Origin of the sequence: Mesorhizobium sp. NZP2077 (genome assembly GCF_013170805.1) — a bacterium.
Classification (GTDB): Bacteria; Pseudomonadota; Alphaproteobacteria; order Rhizobiales; family Rhizobiaceae; genus Mesorhizobium.
In genome coordinates this window covers 6,698,428-6,719,627 of the sequence record NZ_CP051293.1, presented here as the reverse complement: position 1 = coordinate 6,719,627, position 21,200 = coordinate 6,698,428, and the positions used below count along the sequence as shown (strand labels likewise).

Annotated in this window: 17 protein-coding genes and 1 tRNA gene; 14 read left to right on the top strand and 4 right to left on the bottom strand. The window is 61.8% G+C overall.

Annotation, left to right across the window (positions count from 1 at the left end):
- Nucleotides 1-102: 102 nt before the first annotated feature.
- The 7 genes from HGP13_RS33100 (at nt 103) to HGP13_RS33070 (ending at nt 6,957) form a co-directional block, all read left to right on the top strand.
- Complete coding sequence (locus tag HGP13_RS33100; RefSeq protein ID WP_172234014.1) at nt 103-1,518, top strand: XRE family transcriptional regulator; 1,416 nt, start codon at nt 103-105, stop codon at nt 1,516-1,518.
- On the top strand, nt 1,493-2,059 hold the full coding sequence (locus tag HGP13_RS33095; RefSeq protein WP_172234012.1) for a DUF4186 family protein: 567 nt from the start codon (nt 1,493-1,495) through the stop codon (nt 2,057-2,059). Before HGP13_RS33100 ends, HGP13_RS33095 begins: the two co-directional genes overlap by 26 nt.
- Before the next feature lie 474 nt (nt 2,060-2,533).
- The gene (locus HGP13_RS33090) at nt 2,534-3,043 is read left to right on the top strand and encodes a hypothetical protein (protein ID WP_172234010.1); all 510 of its coding nucleotides are present in this window, start codon (nt 2,534-2,536) and stop codon (nt 3,041-3,043) included.
- A complete protein-coding gene (locus HGP13_RS33085; protein ID WP_172234008.1) occupies nt 3,040-4,245 on the top strand; it encodes a hypothetical protein in 1,206 nt (401 codons plus the stop codon). Before HGP13_RS33090 ends, HGP13_RS33085 begins: the two co-directional genes overlap by 4 nt.
- Nucleotides 4,246-4,247: 2 nt before the next feature.
- Nucleotides 4,248-4,808: an AAA family ATPase gene (locus HGP13_RS33080; RefSeq protein ID WP_172234006.1), complete on the top strand. Its 561-nt coding sequence runs from the start codon at nt 4,248-4,250 to the stop codon at nt 4,806-4,808.
- Nucleotides 4,809-4,821: 13 nt separating this feature from the next.
- Complete coding sequence (locus tag HGP13_RS33075; RefSeq protein ID WP_172234004.1) at nt 4,822-6,699, top strand: patatin-like phospholipase family protein; 1,878 nt, start codon at nt 4,822-4,824, stop codon at nt 6,697-6,699.
- A gap of 66 nt (nt 6,700-6,765) precedes the next feature.
- A complete protein-coding gene (locus HGP13_RS33070; RefSeq protein WP_246707208.1) occupies nt 6,766-6,957 on the top strand; it encodes a hypothetical protein in 192 nt (63 codons plus the stop codon).
- Between the two features lie 255 nt (nt 6,958-7,212).
- Here HGP13_RS33070 and HGP13_RS33065 read toward each other — a convergent pair whose 3' ends face one another.
- The 3 genes from HGP13_RS33065 to HGP13_RS33055 form a co-directional block, all read right to left on the bottom strand.
- On the bottom strand, nt 7,213-8,523 hold the full coding sequence (locus HGP13_RS33065) for an integrase arm-type DNA-binding domain-containing protein (protein ID WP_172234002.1): 1,311 nt from the start codon (nt 8,521-8,523) through the stop codon (nt 7,213-7,215).
- 212 nt (nt 8,524-8,735) lie between these two features.
- Nucleotides 8,736-8,811 (bottom strand) — tRNA-Phe (locus HGP13_RS33060).
- A gap of 326 nt (nt 8,812-9,137) precedes the next feature.
- Complete coding sequence (locus HGP13_RS33055; protein ID WP_172234000.1) at nt 9,138-10,010, bottom strand: helix-turn-helix domain-containing protein; 873 nt, start codon at nt 10,008-10,010, stop codon at nt 9,138-9,140.
- Nucleotides 10,011-10,114: 104 nt separating this feature from the next.
- Here HGP13_RS33055 and HGP13_RS33050 point away from each other — a divergent pair, with 104 nt between their 5' ends.
- The 5 genes from HGP13_RS33050 (at nt 10,115) to HGP13_RS33030 (ending at nt 16,325) form a co-directional block, all read left to right on the top strand.
- The gene (locus HGP13_RS33050) at nt 10,115-11,386 is read left to right on the top strand and encodes an ABC transporter substrate-binding protein (protein ID WP_172233998.1); all 1,272 of its coding nucleotides are present in this window, start codon (nt 10,115-10,117) and stop codon (nt 11,384-11,386) included.
- A gap of 93 nt (nt 11,387-11,479) precedes the next feature.
- The gene (locus HGP13_RS33045) at nt 11,480-12,340 is read left to right on the top strand and encodes a sugar ABC transporter permease (protein ID WP_172233996.1); all 861 of its coding nucleotides are present in this window, start codon (nt 11,480-11,482) and stop codon (nt 12,338-12,340) included.
- A complete protein-coding gene (locus HGP13_RS33040) occupies nt 12,337-13,173 on the top strand; it encodes a carbohydrate ABC transporter permease (protein ID WP_172233994.1) in 837 nt (278 codons plus the stop codon). The genes HGP13_RS33045 and HGP13_RS33040 overlap by 4 nt, the downstream gene beginning before the upstream one ends.
- Nucleotides 13,174-13,181: 8 nt before the next feature.
- Nucleotides 13,182-14,261 carry a sn-glycerol-3-phosphate ABC transporter ATP-binding protein UgpC gene (ugpC, locus tag HGP13_RS33035; RefSeq protein ID WP_172233992.1) on the top strand — a complete coding sequence of 360 codons (1,080 nt, stop codon included), beginning with the start codon at nt 13,182-13,184 and terminating at the stop codon, nt 14,259-14,261.
- Between the two features lie 36 nt (nt 14,262-14,297).
- Nucleotides 14,298-16,325, top strand: a complete 2,028-nt coding sequence (locus tag HGP13_RS33030) for an aldo/keto reductase (protein WP_172233990.1) — start codon at nt 14,298-14,300, stop codon at nt 16,323-16,325.
- 23 nt (nt 16,326-16,348) lie between these two features.
- Here HGP13_RS33030 and HGP13_RS33025 read toward each other — a convergent pair whose 3' ends face one another.
- Nucleotides 16,349-17,257 (bottom strand): AraC family transcriptional regulator, encoded by a 909-nt coding sequence (locus HGP13_RS33025; protein WP_246707207.1) that lies wholly within the window; start codon nt 17,255-17,257, stop codon nt 16,349-16,351.
- A 213-nt stretch (nt 17,258-17,470) separates the two neighbouring features.
- Between HGP13_RS33025 and HGP13_RS33020 the strand changes: the two genes are divergently transcribed.
- Both HGP13_RS33020 and HGP13_RS33015 read left to right on the top strand, forming a co-directional pair.
- The gene (locus HGP13_RS33020) at nt 17,471-18,937 is read left to right on the top strand and encodes an alpha-glucosidase/alpha-galactosidase (protein WP_172233988.1); all 1,467 of its coding nucleotides are present in this window, start codon (nt 17,471-17,473) and stop codon (nt 18,935-18,937) included.
- A 99-nt stretch (nt 18,938-19,036) separates the two neighbouring features.
- Nucleotides 19,037-21,118, top strand: coding sequence for an ABC transporter substrate-binding protein (locus HGP13_RS33015; protein WP_172233986.1), 2,082 nt, complete (start codon nt 19,037-19,039; stop codon nt 21,116-21,118).
- The last annotated feature ends 82 nt before the right edge of the window (nt 21,119-21,200 follow it).

Here is a 21,200-nt window from a genome sequence, read left to right as displayed (position 1 = left end):
GAACCATTCGGCGGATGGTTTTTCCCCTTTCCGCGAGTTTTTCCAGACCGATCGGGACGGTGCCCCTAAGGGGGTCGTCATACTTGACTTGAGTACTCTTCCATGATTGCGACAGAGAACCAGTACAGGGTTACATCCCGCAAGCTCGACAAGCTTCGTCGCGTGCTCGAAGACCTTGAGGACGCTTCGGTCCTGGACTCTGTTTTTGTGACTGCCCAGGCCCTCACTCTGTCTGAGACCGTTCAGGAACTCGAGGAGCAACTTGCCGAGTACGAAGCGCTGAGATCGGGCAACGTAGCAGAGATACCCGTAGACAGCCTGGCAGATCTCCCCAAGGCGCTGATAAAGGCGCGAGTCGCTCGCGGGTTCAGTCAATCCGATCTCGCCGGAATGCTCGGATTGCGTCCCCAGCAAATCCAGCGCTGGGAATCGGAGGAGTACGCCTCCGTGTCGTTCGCGTCGCTTGCTCGCATCGCCAATGTCTTGAAGCTCGATACGAGGCAGAACGTCCTTCTGGATGACAGGCCGGCGTATGATCCCAAGGAACTGCGGCGAGCCCTGATGGATGCGGGGCTGCCAGCCTCTGTACTCGACACAAGAATCCTGCCCCGACGGCTGGCGACGCGGCTCGACATGTTCATAGACGAAGTGGACGCAAGGCTTCGGAAGCTTTTCGCCTTCGGCATTCGGGAGGTGCTCAGCCACCGGGAATTCGCGCCCACGGCGCTTCAGTTCAAACTTCCCGCTTCGGCCAATCAGGTTCGTACGCGCGCATACGCGGCGTACTTGGACGGTTTGTGCTCGATCGTGGCCAAGGCCGTCAGGCGAAAGCCATCGCCGCTCCCGGGCTCCATAGAGGACATGCACGCTCAACTGTTCTTCTACGGACTATCGTTGCAGTCCGCAGTGGAGGCGTGTTGGGAAATGGGAATTGGGGTCATTGCCCTCGACGACAGGATCGCATTCAACGGAGCCTGCTGGCGACGCAACGGGCGGGCCGTGATCGTCCTCCGGAATACCGGGGACGAAGAGTCTCGGGCGCTGTTCGACCTTATTCACGAGCTCTATCACCTTATTGCGACTGAAGGCGACTTCGCACTGATCGAAGCCGAAGAGACGTCCGGCGAGCGGAGAGAATCAATAGAGGAGCAGAGAGCCAACCGGTTTGCAGCGGAGGTCCTAACGGAAGGACGCCTGGCAACCATAATCTCGGAGTTCCTCCAGCGATCGAACGGCCAGGTTAGCCGCCTTAGCGAAGCTGCGATCGAGATCGCGAACGAGGAGAACATTCCGGTTGGGATTCTGGCCAACCTGTTCGCTGCACATGTCGACAAGGAAAGTAGCAACAGGAGCTGGTGGGCCGCCGCCCGGAACCTGCAAGAGCCGGGCGATCCCTGGAGAACCGTGCGCGACACTTTCATCCGCAACGCCGAACTCGACCGGTTGGACCGTGTCGAAACAGACCTGATCAACCAGATGCTGGAGACATCCGATGAGCGAACTGACAGACAAACTTGATGCTCCGCTTCCTTCCGTAAAGATCACGTGCACTTCAGTGGCTTGCGGTGAAGACCTACATTGCTTTCTTCAGAAGAAGCGGACGGGGAACCTTCCGCACTATGGACCATGTCGCGCTTGTGGTGCGGAGCGAGTCGACTGGGAGAGGGCGCATCGTCGAGATTTCGGCGACATCGATATTCTTTTCACCGAACTTCGCCAGGAGGTAATCAGGGAGCATATGTGGACGAAGCCGTTCGACAACGACGCGGTCAGACGTGCCTCGAAGGTTGACCGAAAGACGCTCCTGGAGAAAGCCAGGAAGCGGCTGATCTCATCTGTCGGTAAGCCTGCTGGTGCCTGGGACAGCCGGCAGACAAAAATGGAAGGCAACGTCATCTTCTATGCACAGCATGCGACCGCGACCTGCTGTCGGCAGTGCATGCACTACTGGCACGGGATCGACAAGAACACGCATCTCACTCAGCAGGAAGTAGACTACTGCCTTACCCTCGTCGAGCGTTTCTTGGATGCTCGTCTACCCGAGATCGAGAAAGCCTGAAGGTAGCCTATGCCGTCCGCCATACGGACTGACCACATGGTTTCAGTGATGCGTCGACGCATCGTGGACACAGATCGCCGCCACGTGCTCGTGTCACGCATGGAAGGGTCTAAACAGGAGCAGGACCTTACGCTGCCTCCGAATGCGAACGGTATAGGACGCAGGCGACATTTCAGGAGACGGTCGGGTCCGGGATGGCCGGACAATCCATTACCAATCGTCCCCGCCAGCAGATGGCTCGGAATTGAGCCGCCCGAAGTCATGCAGGCTCAGGTCTTTCAGCTCGCCGGGTGCGCATGGCGGTGCTGGTACTGTTTCGTCCCGTTCGACCTGCTTTCCGCAGACACCTCCAAGTCGGTCTGGATGGACGCTTCAGCGCTTGTAGATCTCTACCTCGACCAAGCCGACAGGCCGCGTATCCTAGACCTCAGCGGAGGCTCGCCGGACCTCGCGCCGGAGTGGATAGCCTGGACCATGGACGCCATCGAGGCACGCGGCTCCAAGTCGGAAGTCTACCTTTGGTCGGACGACAACCTAAGCACCGACCTGCTGCTTCGGAAGGATTCGCGCACACTGCTGGAACGCATTCAGTCCTACGGCCGCGGATATGGGAAGGCATGCTGCGTCAAAGGATTCGATGCGGAGTCCTTCGCTTTCAACACCTCCGCCGAGGGATCCGGCTTCGAGGAACAGCTGCTAATCCTTCGGGGGTACTCGGAGATGGGGCTCGACCTGCATATTTACGTGACCCTTACGGCGCCGCCGCGCGCCGGCGACCGCGAGGCGATGACAAGATTCATCGAGCGCCTCCTTAACATCCGGGACGACCTCCCTGGCCGTGCGGTGCCGCTGCTTGTGAGCGAGTTCGCGACGATGACGGCGCGCGTGAACCCGATACGCGCGGACGCCCTGGAGCATCAGTGGCGCCTTTTGGACATGTGGCGCGAATCCTTGCACGCGCTCGGACTGGCGGACTGCGGATGAAGGCCTCCCTCCTCGACGTCGTGCGGGAGCAAGTCACCCGCAGCAGGGACTTCCGCCAGCTCTCGTCGCGGTGCCTGGGCGCGTGGCCGGTGTCCGTGCTCGAATGTCTTGAACGGCTGGCGTTGGAATCAGGCCCGGCCCAAGAGGCCGCAATACGTCTGGCCGACGACGCGCAGGAAGGATTCGCGGAGGACCTTTCGCCTGTGGAGGGGCTTCCAGCGGAGCACCCGCTAGACGGGGACTGGCGCTTCGCCCCGGGCGTGCCCGAGACAATCCTCCGCAGGCTTCGCGACGCCGCTGGCAATGGCGGCAGGATTCTCCTGGCCTGCGTGCCGACGCTGGTTCTTGCGGCCGCGCGCCTGCGGATGTCCCACCAAATCGTCGTGGCCGTGAGGAATGGAGACCCGGTTTCCGAAGCGCTGCGCGGGCTGGTCCCCGGCGCCCTGTATCTGGATTTCGACGAGCTGGGCGGTTTGGAAGCGTCCGCCGGCGTGATCGATCCTCCTTGGTACGACGACGTGGCGGCTCCGCTCGCCCAGAGGGTGTGCGTAGGCATCCGTGAAGGAGGTGTCCTCCTAGTCTGCGGGCCCGATCTGCTAACCGCGGCTTCTAGCGCTCGGGCTCTGTTCGGAAACGTGACTGACCTGTATCCGGGACTGGCTCCCGTGGGACGGACATCCAGGGTCAGGTATCGCACGCCGCTTTTCGAGTCCCGTGCGCTGCAGGCGGCGGGCATCAGAAACGTTCCGGCGTTCTGGCGAACCGGTCTGCTAAGGCCTTTCGTCCGATCCGGAACAAGCGACTCCGCGATGCTGCCGCTGGCTCCGGATAGCGGCTGGGTGGAAGGCGCTTCCCGTTCCGGCAGGATATGGCTAAGGGCCTCGATGGCCCAAGGCAAGAAACCGAAGATCGTTGTCACCGACTCCGTAAGCCGAACTTCTCCGCTCCGGGCCACTGCGTCGGCCTGGACTTCTTCAAACACGGTCATGATCGGCGGCACGGTCGACGAAATCGGGAAGCTAGCCCTCGGGCCGGCTGGCCCGGTCTCGGGGCTCGTAGGGAAGATCGAGGAGTCGGATGCGAAACCCTGTTGGCGACGTCGTGTCTCCCAACGGACGAAACTTGCGCCTTCGGAACATGGGTGGGATAATTCCCACGGGCTGCGAGAGTCGGGGGTTCCTGCAGTCCTATCGGAGATGTGACCATGGCACTGAATTTCGTACTAGCGTTCTCAGGGGGACTTGGTGTCGGAAAGTCCTCGCTGACGAACGCCTTGCATGAACGGCTCGGCTGGCCACGCGCCAGTTTCGGCGACTACGTGCGCAAGCTTGCGTCGGACAACGGGCGGGACTGGAAAGACCGAGCGGTCCTCCAACAGCTGGGCCAAGCGCTAGTGCTGACCAACGTGGAAGGATTCGTTGACGATGTGCTCGCCCAGGCTGGGGACGCGCCGAACGTCATCCTCGACGGCGTACGCCACGTGGAAGTGCTGTTCACGCTCCGCGAGAAGCTCGACGACAAGGTTAAGCTCGTCTACCTCGAGGCGCCGAGTGACGTCAGGCAGGAACGGTACATGCAACGAGAGGCGGTCGAACGGAGGCTTCTCGCACGATACGAGCAGGACATTACCGAAGCGCAGATCGCTCGTATTCTTCCGCAATACGCTGACCTGATCGTCGACGCGACCTTGCCGTTATCCTTCCAGGTCGACAAGGTGGCCGACTTCGCAAAGAAGGCCGCCATAGCAGTCAAGGAGGCTGCGTAAAAGCGCGGCCGCCATGGAGGTTTTCGGGGTTTTTGAAGGCGGCGGAGCAAAGGGTTTGGCTCACGTCGGTGCGTTGCGTGCCGCCGAGCAGCGCGGATTCCGCTTTCGAGCCGTCGCGGGAACATCGATCGGAGCAATGATAGCCGCCCTGGTCGCGGCCGGATTCAAGTCCGATGACCTGTTTCGCGTTACCGAGGCTGGCGAGCGCGGATTGCTTTCGGACAACCTCGAACTTAAGTTCATGGACGAGGCCGAGTACTCGCGCGTCCTTCGCCTTCGAAGGCATCTGGAAACGCTTCTGCGCCAACCCGAGCCTGGTTTCCGCACGTACATCTGGGAGCACGTCGCATCCCGTCTATGGTTGAGCTGGGGCGTGGCAGTAGCAGCTGCGAACTTTTCCGCCTTACCCCTGGCAATGCATAGTAAGGTATTGGGCGACCTCTGGTGGGAAGCGGGCGCGGTCGGAACCGGGCGGCTCCGCGCATGGATCGACGAGACTATCAGGGTAAAGCTCGGCCTGCCTGCGGGCACCTCCGTGCGTTTTCAGGATCTGCCTATAGATTTGCGTGTCGTTGCGACCGATCTCACGCGCAATGACATGCAGATATTCGGGCGCGACAGAACGCCGGATACCCCCGTGGCAGATGCCGTCACCGCCTCGATGGCCTATCCTCTCTTCTTCAAGCCGGTGCTGTTCGACGGGGCTGTCTACGTGGACGGCGGACTTGCCTCGAACGGACCTGCTTGGGTCCTGGACGACCTGCGGGACATGGCTGACGCGAGAATTCCTACGTTCGCCTTCCGGCTGCTCGACCCGTTACCCTCGGCGCTGCCGAAACGGTCGAGGCGACGATGGCTGGGCAGGACGCTGCGGAAGTGTCTCGAGAGTGCCCCGAAGGCATCGACGAGGCGTCCGAAGCTCGGGCCATTGGCACGGCGGTTCGTGACTTCCTCGCTCAACAGCCGTTCGTTTCTTGAGACACGTAGAATAGACGAGTTCCACCTGATCGAACTCAGCGCCCAGCTGAACACGCTAGATTTCGATGCTGTGAATGCCAATAAGGCTGCGACGGTCGAGCATGGGGCCCGTGGCGTATCGGAGTATCTGTCCCGGAAGATCGGACCGCGTGATCCTGTCCTGATGGAGAAGGCCCTCCGGGCGTTCGCCGGGATGGTGAAGGAGCACACCTATGACGACGGCGTGGTCCGCGCGTACGTTCTGCAGCCCACTAGCGAGCTCGTCGGGAGAGTCGTGTACGCAGCAATGCTGGAGGGGGAAGCAGACGATTCCCTCGCAATGGGGCTGGACACACGCTCCCAGGCGCTCTGCCTAAGGTTGAGGGAACCAGTTTTGATGAGAGCAAATTCGCTTCCCACCGAGGACCTCACAAGAACCGCGACGAAATACCTCCACGCTGCCCGACCTGCGGACGTCACGCATGTCCTTTGCGTCCCGATATTCCCAATGCATTCGGCGTGGACCGAAAACATACCAGAGAGCCGCCCGCCGCCCTTAGCGGCGCTGTGCTTCGACTTCCGTAGGCCAGGCGGCGAGCACCTTCTGCTGGATCCCAGAATGGAGGACATGGTCTCCGCCATTGCGCAGGCCCTCGGCGATTTCTGGACCAGCATGCCGCTGTCCGACGTCGAATGCCTGCCGGAACAAGCCGGAACACCCTCGCAAAACTGGGTGCAACTCGGCGGTACCGCGGGTTTCTATGTGTCTGGCAGAAAGGTACGCGCTTGCCCGGAACTCGCCATTGCCGAGCAGATTTCGAGAACGGTAGCGCGCGTTGGCGGAGACGCTGAACTCTTTCCGATCACCTCGCTGCCAGACGGTCCAGCATTGCGTGATGAAGCCTTATTGCACGGAGATCCCACCCAAGCCTAGGCTCCACCCGCCTCTTAATACCCTCCATACCGCATGTCCAACACCTCCCATCAGGAGAGGATCCCGGTGGAGATCGCCACAGTCGATCAGGTGTTTCAATTCGGCGGCTACACGCTCGACCTCGGCGAGGGCACGCTGCGCCACGCCGACGGGCCGGCGTTCCTGCGGCCGAAGGCCTATGCGCTGCTGACGCCGCTGGTCCGGCGCCGCGTCGTTACGTCAGCAACGGGTCGTCAGCAGAATGGCCGATTTAGATGATCTCGTCCTGTTAGCTGTCAATCCGCTACCGGCCCCAAACCAGCCACGTTCGTCACGGGTTAATCGACCTTTCTTGTGGACGACGAGACACCGCGGAGGGATACTAGTCCTCCTCCTGGTCCTTAGGTTCGCCAGACCATACGAGAGAATACGAAGGAAATGTGTGGCCAACATAACGTATTGATTTCCTGTGGAAAACGATGACCCTCCGGGCCTGCAACATTGGTCGCCCAGTTTCGGTGTTTTCGACGGGGTTCAGTGTGATTTTCGGAGATTGGAGGTTCGTCTCGTCGTTTGGCGAACCGTCGCTGTTGGCTTCCAAACTAGACCCTCGCGAGGATGTATGGACAGCAGGCTTGCCTCGCGTCCCCCGATTGAGACCACCAGCGAGTTTTTGCTCTCGAGTTCATCCAGATAATCGGCCCACCATTGCATCATCCTGACGCGCTCTTCCCAGTGCTCTGCCCGGGCATAGGCGCGCCGAACGTCGTTGTTCTCAATGTGGGCCAGCTGCCGCTCTACGGCGTCCGGGTGCCACTTGCCGCATTCGTTTAGCAGAGTTGATGCCGTTGCTCGAAAGCCGTGCGCGGTAGCTTCTTCTTTGCCATAGCCCATACGGCGAAGGGCGGCGTTAAGCGTGTTGTCGGAAATCGGACGCGAACCCGATCGAACACTAGGAAACAACAGCGATCCACCACCAGAGATTTCTCTAAGTGAGGTCAGGACGCTGACGGCCTGCGTGGAAAGAGGTACGCGGTGCGGCCGTCGCATCTTCATGCGTCCTTCAGGGATGCTCCACACCGAGCTTTCGAAATCGAACTCGTCCCATCCGGCCGCGCGCAGCTCGCCGGGGCGGGGAAATAGCAGGGCCATCAGCTTCAGAGCGGCTCGGGTTGTAGGCTGTCCGTCAAATGCATTAATCGCCCTCAGCAAACCTCCCAAGGCCTTAGGATCGGTAACCGCGGCACGGGGCGTGACCGTCGGACCGACGAGTGCGCCCCTCAGGGCGATCGTTGGATCTACATCGGCGCGTGCGGTTGCGATTGCATATCGAAACACGCTGCCGATGGTGGAGCGCATTCGCCTGGCCGACTCGTATCGACCACGAACCTCCACGCTGCGGAGAGCGGCAAGAATTGTGGCCGGATCGATCTCCCGAACGCTTTTGTCCCCAAACGTTGGATAGGCAAAGTCGAGCAGCCATTTGACCTTGGTGATGGTCCGGTCGGCACGTCCCTCCTTCTTCAGCTTGTCGACATAGTCCTCCGCGATTGAGCGAAAGGTGTCCTCCGCCGAAGCCTTTTGCGACTTACGCTCCTGTGCGGGGTCGATGCCACGTAGGAGGAGACGTTTGGCGGTATCGCGCGCCTCGCGTGCCTCAGCGAGGGAGATGAGGGGATAGCTGCCCAACGCCAGAAGCTTCTGCTTGCCGCCAAAACGATAGGCGAGGCGCCATAGGCGAGATCCGGTAGTCTGCACCCAAAGCTGGAGCCCGCCACCGTCAGACAATTTCACGAGCTTGGAAGCGGGTCGGGCATTACGGCATTTTACGTCGGAAAGAGCCATTTTCGGGACCTCCATTTGGCTGCATCGATACCATCAGGATCTCCAATACCAGCGAAAATACCAGCCCCCCGCCTCGTTGGACCAACTGCGCCGAAATTCCACGAAACCCGACCATCGGCGCTCTGCGCGCCGAAATCAGTAAGGATTTCAGCTAGTTGACGAGATGGAAGCGTAGAGGCTTCGGCGAAAGAGACTGTCGGGAGAAGAGGGGATGGTGCCCAGAGGCGGATTCGAACCACCGACACGCGGATTTTCAGTCCGCTGCTCTACCAACTGAGCTATCTGGGCCTGTTCCGGCAAACGAAATCTCGTGAACCGGATTTCATCAAGGCGCCGTGGGGCACCCCTTGAAAGCGCGTGGGTTATAGCACGGGAATTCGGCCTGTCCAGCGCCTAGGTGGCGATTTCCGGCAGGAAAAGAGAGGCTGTGGAAAGGGCGGCTTTATCAGGTGCTTTCATAACGGGAACGCCACGCGGGCTGGCCCCTTTCTGCCCTTTGGCCTCCGTCCCGACGGCGCCATGGCAAGCTGCAACTGCCGGATCCGTCCTTAGCCGACGATCGAGATGCCGCAATGCGCTCGCGTCAACAGGCAAGCGGCAGCCGGCCATCGCTTCTACCTGGCGCTTGGCAGACCCTTGCGGAAATCAGACGGCGTCATGCCGGCCAGCTTGCGAAAGGACTTGTTGAAGGCGCTGAGCGAGCCGAAGCCGGAGTCCATGGCGACGCGCAGCACATTGGCGTCCTGGTGCATCAGCAGCGCCTGCGCGTAGCTCAGCCGCAGCAGGTTGACATATTCGTTGAGCGTCATGCCGGTCGACTTCTTGAACAGGCTCATAGCGTATTTGGGATGGATGTCGGCGGCCGCCGCGATGTTCACGCAATCGATGTCGTAAAGGAAATTCTCGGCGATGAAATCGCACATGCGCCCGACATTGCGTGACGATTGCGGGTCGAAGGGGCTGCCGGCTTCCTGCCCGGCCGCCGTTTCGGGCACCAGCCGGTAGGGCTCGAACCGCACCCGCTCCAGCCGCAGCAGAAGTTCGTTGACGGCGTGCTCGGCCTTGGCCGGATCGCCCGAGCGGGCGTAGCGGTTCCAGCGGGCGAAATTGTCGTTGTCGGATTGATCGGTGGAACTCGTCACCAGCGTCGCGCCGGTCATCAGCCGGTGGCGGATGTCAGCCGGCAGATGCAGCCGAAAGAAATGCACCAGCGGCAGATGCGCGCCGGCATAGATGGCGTCGTCGCTGAGATCGTCCATCTGGTGCGGCAGGCCGCCCCAGAAGAAGCACATCTCGCCGGCCGAAAGCGAAATCTCGTGCTCGTTCATGCGATAGTGCACGCTGCCGCGCACGATGAAATTCACCTCGACCTGGGCATGCCAGTGCGGTTTCAGCATCACCAGCGGAGCGGTGTGAAACATCTGCAGAAGCAGCGGCAGGCCTTCCACGCTGCTGGCGCCTGGTTGGTAAAACGGCCGTTCCGGCATCTTACTTTCCGCCAATTCCGTATTCCCTTTGTCGGCGACAAGCCTTCCGTGCCGCATAGTCTAGCCACGCTCGCAGAGAGAGCAAATGAAATGGGAGGATTTCAATGCGCATCACACTGACATGCGCCGCGCTCGCGCTTGCCCTGGGCTCAGCCCCGGCCTTTGCGCAGTCCGGCGAAATCACCATCTGGAGCTGGAATGTCGCCGCTTCGTCGCTGAAGTCGACGGTGGCCGGCTTCAACAAGCTGCATCCCGACATCAAAGTAACCGTCCAGGACCTCGGCAACCAGCCGACCTACGACAAGTCGATCGCCGGCTGTGCCGCCGGCGGCGTCGGCCTGCCCGACATCGTCACCATCGAGAATGGCGAGGCCGAGAATTACTGGAGCCAGTTCCCCGACTGCTTCGTCGACCTGCACACGCTAGGCTACAGCGCCGAGGACCAGAAGAAATTCCCCGACTTCAAACGCACCGAACTCGAGGTCGGCGACAAGGCCTATGCCATGCCGTGGGATTCAGGCCCGGTCGCCGCCTTCTATCGCCGCGACTTCTATGAGAAGGCCGGCGTCGATCCGGCATCGATCAAAACCTGGGACGATTTCATCGCCGCCGGCAAGAAGATCCAGGCCGCCAATCCAGGCGTCTCGATGACCAATGCCGATTTCAACGGCGACAGCGAATTCTTCCGCATGATTTCCAACGAGCAGGGCTGCGCCTATTTCGCCGAGGACGGCCAGTCGATCACGGTCAACCAGCCCAAATGCGTCGACGCCATGACCAAGGTCAAGGAGATGAAGGACGCCGGTATCGTCTCGTCTGCCGACTGGGGCACCAAGATCACCAATAACACGGCCGGCACCGTTGCCACCCAAATCTATGGCGGCTGGTATGAAGGCACCATCCGCACAGAATCGGCCGGTGAAAACGGCAAATGGGGCGTCTATCTGATGCCGAGCCTGACTGCCGACGGCCCCCGCGCGGCCAATCTCGGCGGCTCGTCGCTGGCCATCACTTCGGCCTCGAAAAACAAGGAAGCGGCCTACGAGTACCTGAAATACACGCTCGGAACCAATGAAGGCCAGATCACCATGCTCAAGGAGTTCGGTCTCGTCCCCTCGCTGGTCTCGGCGCTTGACGATCCCTACGTGAGCCAAGGCCTGCCCTATTGGGGTGGCCAGGCGGTGTGGAAGGATATTCTGGGCACCTTGCCCAGGGTCGTCCCCAGCCGCGGCACGCAGTTCCAGAGCGATGCCGAAATCATCGTTCGCGCGGTGCAGACCAAATATCTTGGCGGCGGCTATCCCGACGCCAAGGCCGCACTCGACGACGCCGCAAATCAGATTGCCGCGGCGACCGGACTGCCGGTCAAATCATAACCTCCCAAGGACGGGGTCCGGGACGGCTGGTGCCGCCCGGACCCTCCGCCTGCGAGCTTGTCTGAAACACCTGAGAGGAGGAGGAGGAGGAGGATGCGCAACCGCAACGCCACGGCCTATCGTTTCCTCGCGCCCTATCTGCTGATCTTTTCCGTCTTCTGGGTGTGGCCGATCATCTCCTCGTTCATGATCTCCTTCCAGGCGACACGCACCGTGCCCTGGCGCTTCGCCCCCACCTTCAACTGGGGCCGGCTAATCGGCGATCCGGCCTTCTTCAACGCGCTGAAGAACACGCTGCTCATCCTCGTCATCCAGGTGCCGGTGATGATCGCGTTGGCCATGGTGATGGCGGTGCTTTTGAATTCGCCGCTGCTGAAGGCGAGGGGCCTTTACCGCTTCGCCTTCTTTGCTCCCGTCGTCGTTGGCGAGGTCGCCTATTCGGCGGTGTTCCGGCTGATGTTCAGCCTCGATTTCGGCATCATCAACAAGCTGTTGAACAGCGTCGGGCTGCCCAAGGTCGACTGGTTCTCCAATGTCACCCCGGCCATGGCGCTGATCATGATCGCGGTCACCTGGCGCTGGGCCGGCTACAACGCAATCATCCTGCTGGCCGGCATGCAATCCATCCCCGAGGATGTCTACGAGGCGGCGACGCTCGACCGCGTCAGCAAGCTGAAGCAGTTCTTCTACATCACCTTGCCGCTGTTGAAGCCGGTCATCGTGTTCTGCCTGGTGCTGTCGATCATCGGCACCATGCAGTTGTTCACCGAGCCGTTCCTGATCACCGAACGCGGCGGACCAGGCGGCGGCACCGAGACGCTCGGCCTGCTGCTCTACCGCCAGGGATTCCGGTCGCTCAATTTCGGCTACGCCTCGGCCGTTGCCTACACCATGGCGGGCCTGGCGATCGCCATCACGCTAATCCAGCTGTGGCTGACGAGGGAAAAGCAATGAGCTCGCTCTCCTCCGCCCGCTTGAGGCGCAGCATTGCGCTGCATCTTTTCCTCACCCCGCTGGCGCTGATCTGGCTGTTCCCGCTGTGGATGATGGTGGTGTTCTCGACCATGCCCGACAACGGCATTTTCAGCCCCGGCATCGAGCTGTTGCCGCACGGCAATTTCGTCGACAATTTCAACAATCTGCAGCGCGACACCAACTTTGTCGGCGCCATCGGCATCTCCGTTTCCGTGGCGGTGACCTACACCGTCCTGTCGGTGCTGTTGACCTCGATGGCGGGCTGGGCACTGGCGCGTTACCAGTTCTTCGGCAAAGGCGTGGTCGTCGGCATCATCTTCGGCACCATCACGCTGCCCTATGCCGTGGTGCTGATCCCGCAATTCATCATGGTGGCGCGGGATTTCCAGCTCGCCAACACCTGGGTGGCGCTGATCGTGCCGCCGCTGTTCAATTCGCTCGGCGTGCTGTTCATGCGGCAAAGTTTTTCGATGATGCCCGACGATCTGTTCGACGCCGCGCGCGTCGAGGGCGTGAAGGAGTGGCGCATCTTCCTCTTCGTCGCGCTGCCTTTGGCGCGGCCGATGCTGGCCGCACTTGCCATCATCCTGTTCCTCGCTTCCTGGAACAATTATCTCTGGCCGCTTTTGATCAACAGCCAGCCGGGTTCGATGACCGCACCTGTGGCGCTCGGCACGCTGATCGGACTCACCAAAGTGTCGTGGGGCGGCATCATGGCGGGCGCCGTGATGCTGACCGTGCCGATGCTCATCGTCTTCGTGCTCCTGCAGCGCCATTTCATCGCCGGCATCGCCGCCGGCGCAGTCAAGTAAGAGGCAGCATGGCGACCGTCACACTCAACAATGTCGTCAAGCGCTTCGGCGCTTTCGAAGTCGTCCATGGCGCCAACATCAACATCAAGGATGGCGAGTTCGTCGTCTTCGTCGGCCCGTCGGGCTGCGGCAAGTCCACGCTGCTCCGGATGATCGCCGGGCTCGAGGATATCAGCGGCGGCGAGATCGCCATCGGCGGTAAGCTGGTCAACGATGTCGAGCCGGCCGACCGCGGCATCGCCATGGTCTTCCAGTCCTATGCGCTCTATCCGCATATGAGCGTCGAGCAGAACCTCTCCTTCGGGTTGCGCATGACCGGCAATCCGAAGGCCGACACCGACCGGCGGGTGCAGCGCGCGGCCGAGATCCTGCGCATCAGCGAATTGATGGACCGGCGTCCGAAGAAACTCTCCGGCGGCCAGCGCCAGCGCGTCGCCATCGGCCGTGCCATCGTGCGTGAGCCGCAAGTGTTTCTGTTCGACGAGCCACTCTCCAATCTCGACGCCGAACTGCGCGTCCAGATGCGGGTCGAGATCTCGCGCCTGCATAAGGAGCTCGGCGCCACGATGATCTACGTCACGCACGACCAGACCGAAGCGATGACGCTTGCCGACCGGATCGTCGTGCTGCGCGCCGGCCATATCGAGCAGATCGGCCGGCCGCTCGATCTCTACGACGATCCGGACAACCAGTTCGTGGCCGGTTTTGTCGGCTCGCCGAAGATGAACTTCATCAAGGCACAAGTCATCGGGCACGATGCGCGTGGGGTCGTGGTCGAACTGGCGGGCCAGGAGAAGACCCTCATCATCCAGCCACTGACCACTACCGGGCCCGAGCTGGGCAGCAAAGTCATTGTCGGCGTGCGGCCCGAGCATTTCGGCGATGCCGGAGAAGGCGACACCGATCTTGTCGTCGGCATCGACGTGGTCGAGCATCTCGGCGGCACGAGCTTTCTCTACGCCCGAACGACCCATGGCGAAGATGTGGTGATCCAGCGCGACGCTGCGAAGGTTCCCACCACCTCCGAGGTCACCGTTTCCATCCGCAAATCCTACCTGTTCGACGAAAAAGGGCTGCGGCTGCGCTGACCGGGCCGTTCCCATCCAGACTTCAAGGAGATGACAATGACCGCAACCACGCCCATTCGCTGGGGCATTCTCGGCCCGGGCAGCATTGCCCAGGCCTTCGCCGGTGGCGTGGCCGCTTCGCGCACCGGAAAACTGGTCGCCATCGGCGCGCGTAACACCGCCAAGCCGGGCCTCGCCGAAAAATTTCCCGGCGCCCGCATTGTTCACGGGTATGAAGCGCTGCTTGCCGATCCCGACATCGATGCCGTCTATATCGCGATACCGCATCCCGGCCATGCGCAATGGGCGATCAGGGCGGCGGAAGCGGGCAAGCATGTGCTGTGCGAAAAGCCGCTGGCACTGACCGCCTTCGAGGCCGACGCCATGATCCATGCCGCGCGCAAGGCCGGCACCTTTCTCGGCGAAGCCTTCATGTACCGGCTGCACCCGCAGACGCTGAAGCTGGTGGAACTGCTCAAGTCCGGCATCATCGGCGAGATCAGGATGGTCAAGTCTAGCTTCGGCTTCGCCATGCCGGGCTTCATGCCGCAGCACAGGCTCTACGCCAATGATTCTGCCGGCGGCGGCATCCTCGATGTCGGCGGCTATACCGTCTCGATGGCACGGCTGATTGCCGGTGCGGCGACAGGACTTCCCTTTGCCGAGCCCGACAAGGTGGTGGGCACCGCCCATCTTGGCCAGTCCGGCGTCGACGAGTGGGCCTCAGCGTTGCTGCATTTTCCCGGCGGCATCGTCGCCGAAGTGTCCTGCAGCATCTCGCTTAACCAGGACAATGTGCTGCGCATCTTCGGCACCAAGGGCCGCATCGAGGTGCCGGACTTCTGGTTTGCGGGGGGAAATCGCGATGTCGGCCTCGGCCGCATCGACGTGATCGGCGCCGATGGCGCGCGCGAGACGATCAGCGTCGACGAAAAGCGCCATGTCTATTCCTTCGAGGTCGACGGCGCCGGCGAGGCGATCCTTGCCGGGCGGCAGGAATTCGCCTGGCCGGGCATGGATTGGGCCGACAGCCTCGGCACCTTGCGCGTGCTCGATAAATGGCGCGCTGCCGTTGAGTTGGAGTATGAGATCGAAAAGGCCGCGCTGCGCACCAGCACCATTTCCGGCCGGCCTTTGCGCTCCGGCGGAACGGCGATAGGCAAGCGCGCCATTCCCGGCCTGACGAAACCGGCATCGGTGGTGGCGCTCGGCTTCGAGGATTTCCGTACCTTCTCCTCGGGTTCGATTCTGCTCGATGCCTTCTTCGAGGCCGGCGGCAATCTCTTCGATACCGGTTTTGTCTATGGCGCCGGCTACACCGAAAAACTGCTTGGCGAATGGCTGAAGAACCGTGGCGTGCGCGAGCAGTCGGTGATCATCGCCAAGGGCGCGCATTCGCCGCTCTGCTATCCCGACGTGATCGGCAAGCAGCTTGCCCAGTCTCTCGACCGCCTGCAGACCGACCATGTCGATATCTATTTCATGCATCGTGACAATCCGGACGTGCCGGTCGGCGAATTCGTTGATGCCATGGATCAAGAGGCCGAAGCGGGCCGCATCCGTGGCCCGTTCGGTGGCTCGAACTGGACGATGCACCGCATGGATGAGGCGATTGCCTATGCCGAGCGCACCGGCAAGCAGAAGCCCGGCGCGCTCTCCAACAATTTTTCGCTGGCCGAAATGCTGGAGCCGATCTGGGCGGGCTGTGTCACCTCGTCCACCGATGAATGGAAGGCTTGGCTGACATCCAGGCAGATGCCGAATTTCGCCTGGTCGAGCCAGGGACGCGGCTTCTTCACCGAGCGCGCCGGGCGCGACAGGCGCGACAGCGAGGAACTGGTGCGGGTCTGGTACTCGGAGCGCAATTTCGGCCGCCGCGACCGCGCGATCGAACTCGCCGCCAGACTGCGCAAGAGCCCGATCCACATCGCGCTGGCCTATGTGCTCAGCCAGCCCTTCCCGTCGGTCCCACTGATCGGGCCGCGCACGCTGGGTGAGCTCGACGACAGCCTGCGTGCCCTCGATATCAAGCTTTCCCCGGCCGATCTCGAATGGCTGGACGGCAGCAGCCTGCACGCGGCCTGACAAAGCGTGGCCCCCAAGCGGCTTCAGGTCTCGTTATCAGGCATCCTGACGCCGCGCCTGGCCGGGGTCCGCAGATTGGCATACATGCCGGTGGTGCGGAATTGGCTGGGCGTGGTGCCGTAGAGGCGGCGGAACACCTTCGAAAAATAGTTGGCGTCCTCGAATCCGCACAGGATGGCGACTTCCTTCACCGGCAGGAAGTCCGCCTTGGTCAAAAGCTTCGCCGCCCGCTGCAGGCGCTGCTGCAGCACGAATTCGGCGGGCGGCAGGCCTTCGCTCTCGGCGAAGCAGCGCGAGAAGTGGGCGCGGCTGAGCCCGCTGATCTGGACGAGGTCCGCCACCGGCAGCGGCTTGTCGAGATTGGCGTTGATGTGATCGATGACCGGCTGCATTGCGCTCTGTTTTTCGGCAAAGGCGTGCGAGCCGAAAACATCGTCATAGAGCGCCATCGCCGCCTCGTAGGCGATCGCGGACGCCGCCCCCGGCGACGCCGCCCCCTTGACGAGACGCAGGCTGCAATCGGCAAGGTGATCGATCGTCGCCGGCTTCAGCCGAAACACCGGACCGGAGCTGCTGAGGATCGACTTGTGGATGCGCAGCGCCTCCTCGCCGTTCATCGAGATCCAGAAATATTCCCAGCGCTCGTCGCTGGCCAGCCAGTAGCGGTGGTTGTGCGGCACCAGCACTAGCAGCGTGTCGTTCTCTTGCAGGCGGTAGTTGCGGTTCTCGTAGCGCAGCCGGCCGGTTCCGCTGATCGTATGCTGAAGCACGGTGAACGGCGTCTGGCCGCGTTTGCGCCCGTCCCAGTCGTAGGTCTCGTCCTCGCGCACCTCATAGCCGGTGCTTGTCGGCATGGCATGCAGGCGCTGGCGCCCGCGCGGCAGCGAGATCGTGCGCATCGACTGTCCGTTGGCGATCAAATCCCGCAGCACAAAATTACCCTTGAAAGCATAATCCTTCTCTGGTCGCGCTCGTGAATAAGGGCATAATCCCCCTCGAAAAGCGAGAGAGATCCGCAGGCGAGGAGCGGACAGGGAGGTTGGCAGGCCGGAATCCGGCTTGTCGCGCACACATGTCGCGGCATGTGGCTGCAACACGCCCTTGTCATTCCTGGCCTGTCATTAAAATGAGATGAGGTGCGGCTGATGAGTTTCAAAATCGCTATCATCGGTGCGGGCAGCGTCGGATTCACCAAGAAACTGTTCACTGACATCCTGTGTGTGCCCGAATTTAGGGATGTCGAATTCGCGCTGACCGACCTCAGCGAGCATAATCTCGGAATGATCAAGGCGATCCTCGACAGGATCGTCGAGGCCAACGGATTGCCGACAAAAGTGACGGCGACAACCGATCGCCGCAAGGCGATCGAGGGCGCGCGCTATGTCATCAGCTGCGTGCGGGTCGGTGGTCTCGAAGCCTATGCCGACGACATCCGCATTCCGCTGAAATATGGCATCGACCAATGCGTCGGCGATACGATCTGCGCCGGCGGCATCCTCTATGGCCAGCGCAACATCCCGGTGATCCTCGACTTCTGCAAGGATATACGCGAGGTCGCTGACACGGGCGCCAAATTCCTCAACTATGCCAACCCGATGGCCATGAACACCTGGGCGGCGGTCGAGTATGGCAAGGTCGACACGGTCGGCCTCTGCCACGGCGTCCAGCATGGCGCCGAGCAGATCGCCGAGGTGCTGGGCGCGAAGTCCAGGCACGAACTCGACTATGTCTGTTCCGGCATCAACCACCAGACCTGGTTCATCGATTTGCGCCTGAACGGCCGCAAGATCGGCAAGGACGAGCTGATTGCCGCCTTCGAGGCGCATCCGGTCTATTCGCAGCAGGAGAAGCTGCGCATCGATGTCTTGAAACGCTTTGGCGTCTATTCGACCGAGAGCAACGGCCATCTCTCCGAATATCTGCCCTGGTACCGCAAGCGGCCCGACGAGATCACGCGCTGGATCGACATGTCGGACTGGATCCATGGTGAGACCGGCGGCTACCTCCGCTACTCCACCGAAACCCGCAACTGGTTCGAGACCGAGTATCCGCAATTTCTCGAAGCGGCGTCGAAGCCGATCGATCCGGCAAAGCGCTCCAACGAACATGCCAGCCACATCCTCGAGGCGCTGGAGACCAACCGCGTCTATCGCGGCCACTTCAACGTCAGGAATGACGGCGTGATCACCAATCTGCCGCAGGACGCCATCATCGAGTCGCCTGGCTTCGTCGACCGTTTCGGCATCAACATGGCCGCCGGCATTACGCTGCCGGAAGCCTGCGCGGCCACCTGCATCGCCTCGATCAACGTTCAGCGCATGTCGGTTCATGCCGCGATATCAGGCGACATCGATCTCTTGAAGCTCGCCGTGCTGCATGACCCGCTGGTCGGCGCGGTGTCGACGCCGGAGGAAGTCTGGCAGATGGTCGACGAAATGGTCGTCGCCCAGGCCGCCTGGCTGCCGCAATACGCGCATGCGGTTCCGGCCGCCAAGGAGCGGCTGTCGAAATCCGTGGTCAAGACCCGCGAATGGGCCGGTGCCGCGCGGCGAAACGTGCGCTCGATCGAGGAATTGCGCGCCGAAAAAGCCGCGCTGAAGCAGACCGGCTGAAACCCGGGCGCAGCGGCGGATCCACGGGAGGCAGGTCCACCGCAGCAGGCGTCCAGGCAGAAGACGAGCAGCAAACAACTGAACACGAGGGAGGAGTTAATGAGGAACCTACGCAGCTTTGGCATTGCCACCGGACTGGCGCTGAGCGTCTCCGTTGTGGCACTCAACGCTTTCGCTTCCGAACCGACGGTGCCGCCGACACCGGCGACATTTCCGGCCGAGGGCAAGATCAAGTACGTGGCGCGCGACTCCATCCTGGAGTTCAAGGCGCTGCCGGAATATCACGAGCCCGACTGGGTCACCGAGAAATACGTCAAGACCGGCAAGCTGCCGCCGGTGAAGGACAGGCTGCCGAAGGAGCCGCTGGTCTTCAAGACCGCCAACATGCCTGACGGCATCGGTGTCTATGGCGATACGTTGCGCCATGTCATCGGCGGGCGGCCGGAAGGCTGGAATTATGGCGCTGGCCAGACTCAAGGCTGGGGCGGCATCGATATCGGCCTCTCCGAGTGCCTGACGCGCACGGCGCCGCTGTTCCAGGTCGAAGCCAAGGACACCGAGCCGCTGCCGAACCTTGCCAAGAGCTGGGACTGGTCGAAGGACGGCCACAAGCTCACCATGCATCTGGTCGAGGGCGCCAAATGGTCCGATGGCGTGGCCTTCAACGCCGACGATGTCATGTTCTACTGGGATGACGAGGTCGTCGATCCGAACGTCTCACCGCTCAACGGCGCCACACAGGAAACCTTCGGCGTCGGCACGACGCTGAAGAAGATCGACGACTACACCGTCGAGTGGACCTTCAAGGACGCCTTCCCGAAACAGTACCTCTACGCCATGGCCTACGGCACCTTCTGCCCCGGCCCCGCGCACATATTGAAGCCGCAGCATCCGAAATATTCGAAGAACACCTACGACCAGTTCAAGAACGCCTTCCCGCCGGAATACATGAACATGCCGGTGATGGGCGCCTGGGTGCCGGTCGAGTATCGCGCGGACGACATCATCGTCATGCGCCGCAACCCCTACTATTGGAAGGTCGACGAGAAGGGCAACCAGCTGCCCTACCTCAACGAGCTGCAGTACAAGCTGTCGACCTGGGCCGACCGCGACGTCCAGGCGGTCGCCGGCTCGGCCGACTTCTCCAACCTCGAGCAGCCGGAAAACTTCGTCGCCTCGCTGAAGCGTGCGGCGGAGGCGAATGCGCCGGCACGGCTCGCCTTCGGCCCGCGCCTTATCGGCTACAATCTGCGCCTGAACTATTCCGCCAATGGTTGGGGCAACCCCGACGAGCGCAGCCAGGCGGTCCGCGAGCTGAACCGCAACGAGGACTTCCGCAAGGCCGTCACCATGGCGCTCGACCGCAAGGCGCTGGGCGACTCCCTGGTCAAGGGGCCGTTCACGGCTATCTATCCCGGCGGCTTCTCCTCGGGCACCAGCTTCTATGACCGCAAGTCGACCGTCTACTACCCCTTCGACCTCGCGGGCGCCAAGGCCGAACTCGGCAAGGCCGGCCTCAAGGATACGGACGGCGATGGTTTCGTGAACTTCCCGGCCGGCACCGCCGGCGGCAAGAACGTCGAGATCGTCATGCTGGTCAACAACGACTACGGCACCGACAAGAGCCTCGCCGAAGGCGTGGTCGCGCAAATGGAAAAGCTCGGGCTTCGGGTCGTGCTCAACGGTCTCAACGGCACCCAGCGCGATGCCTCGCAATATTCCGGCCGTTTCGACTGGCTGATCCGGCGCAACGACCAGGAACTGACCTCGGTCGTGCAGAACACCGAACAGCTCGCGCCCGTCGGCCCGAAGACCAGCTGGAACCACCGCGCGCCGGAAAGCGGCGAGGTCGACCTGATGCCTTTCGAAAAAGACCTCGTCGACATCGTCAACAAGTTCGTCGCGTCGGAGGACAACGACAAGCGCGCCAGCCTGATGAAAGAGTTCCAGAAGATCTCGACGGAACATGTCTACAATGTCGGCCTGACCGAATATCCCGGCGCGCTGATCGTCAACAAGCGCTTCTCGAACATTCCGCAGGGCACGCCGATCTTCATGTTCAACTGGGCCGAGGATTCGATCATCCGTGAACGCGTCTTCGTCGCGGCCGACAAGCAGGCGAAATACGAACTGTTCCCGCAGGAGCTGCCAGGCAAGCCTGGAGACAAGGGTCCGATGTAAGTTTACCTCCCCTGACCAAGAGAGACCCGGGGGGGCGGGGGGGGGGGGGGGGGGCCCCCCCCCCCCCCCCCCCCGCCCCCCC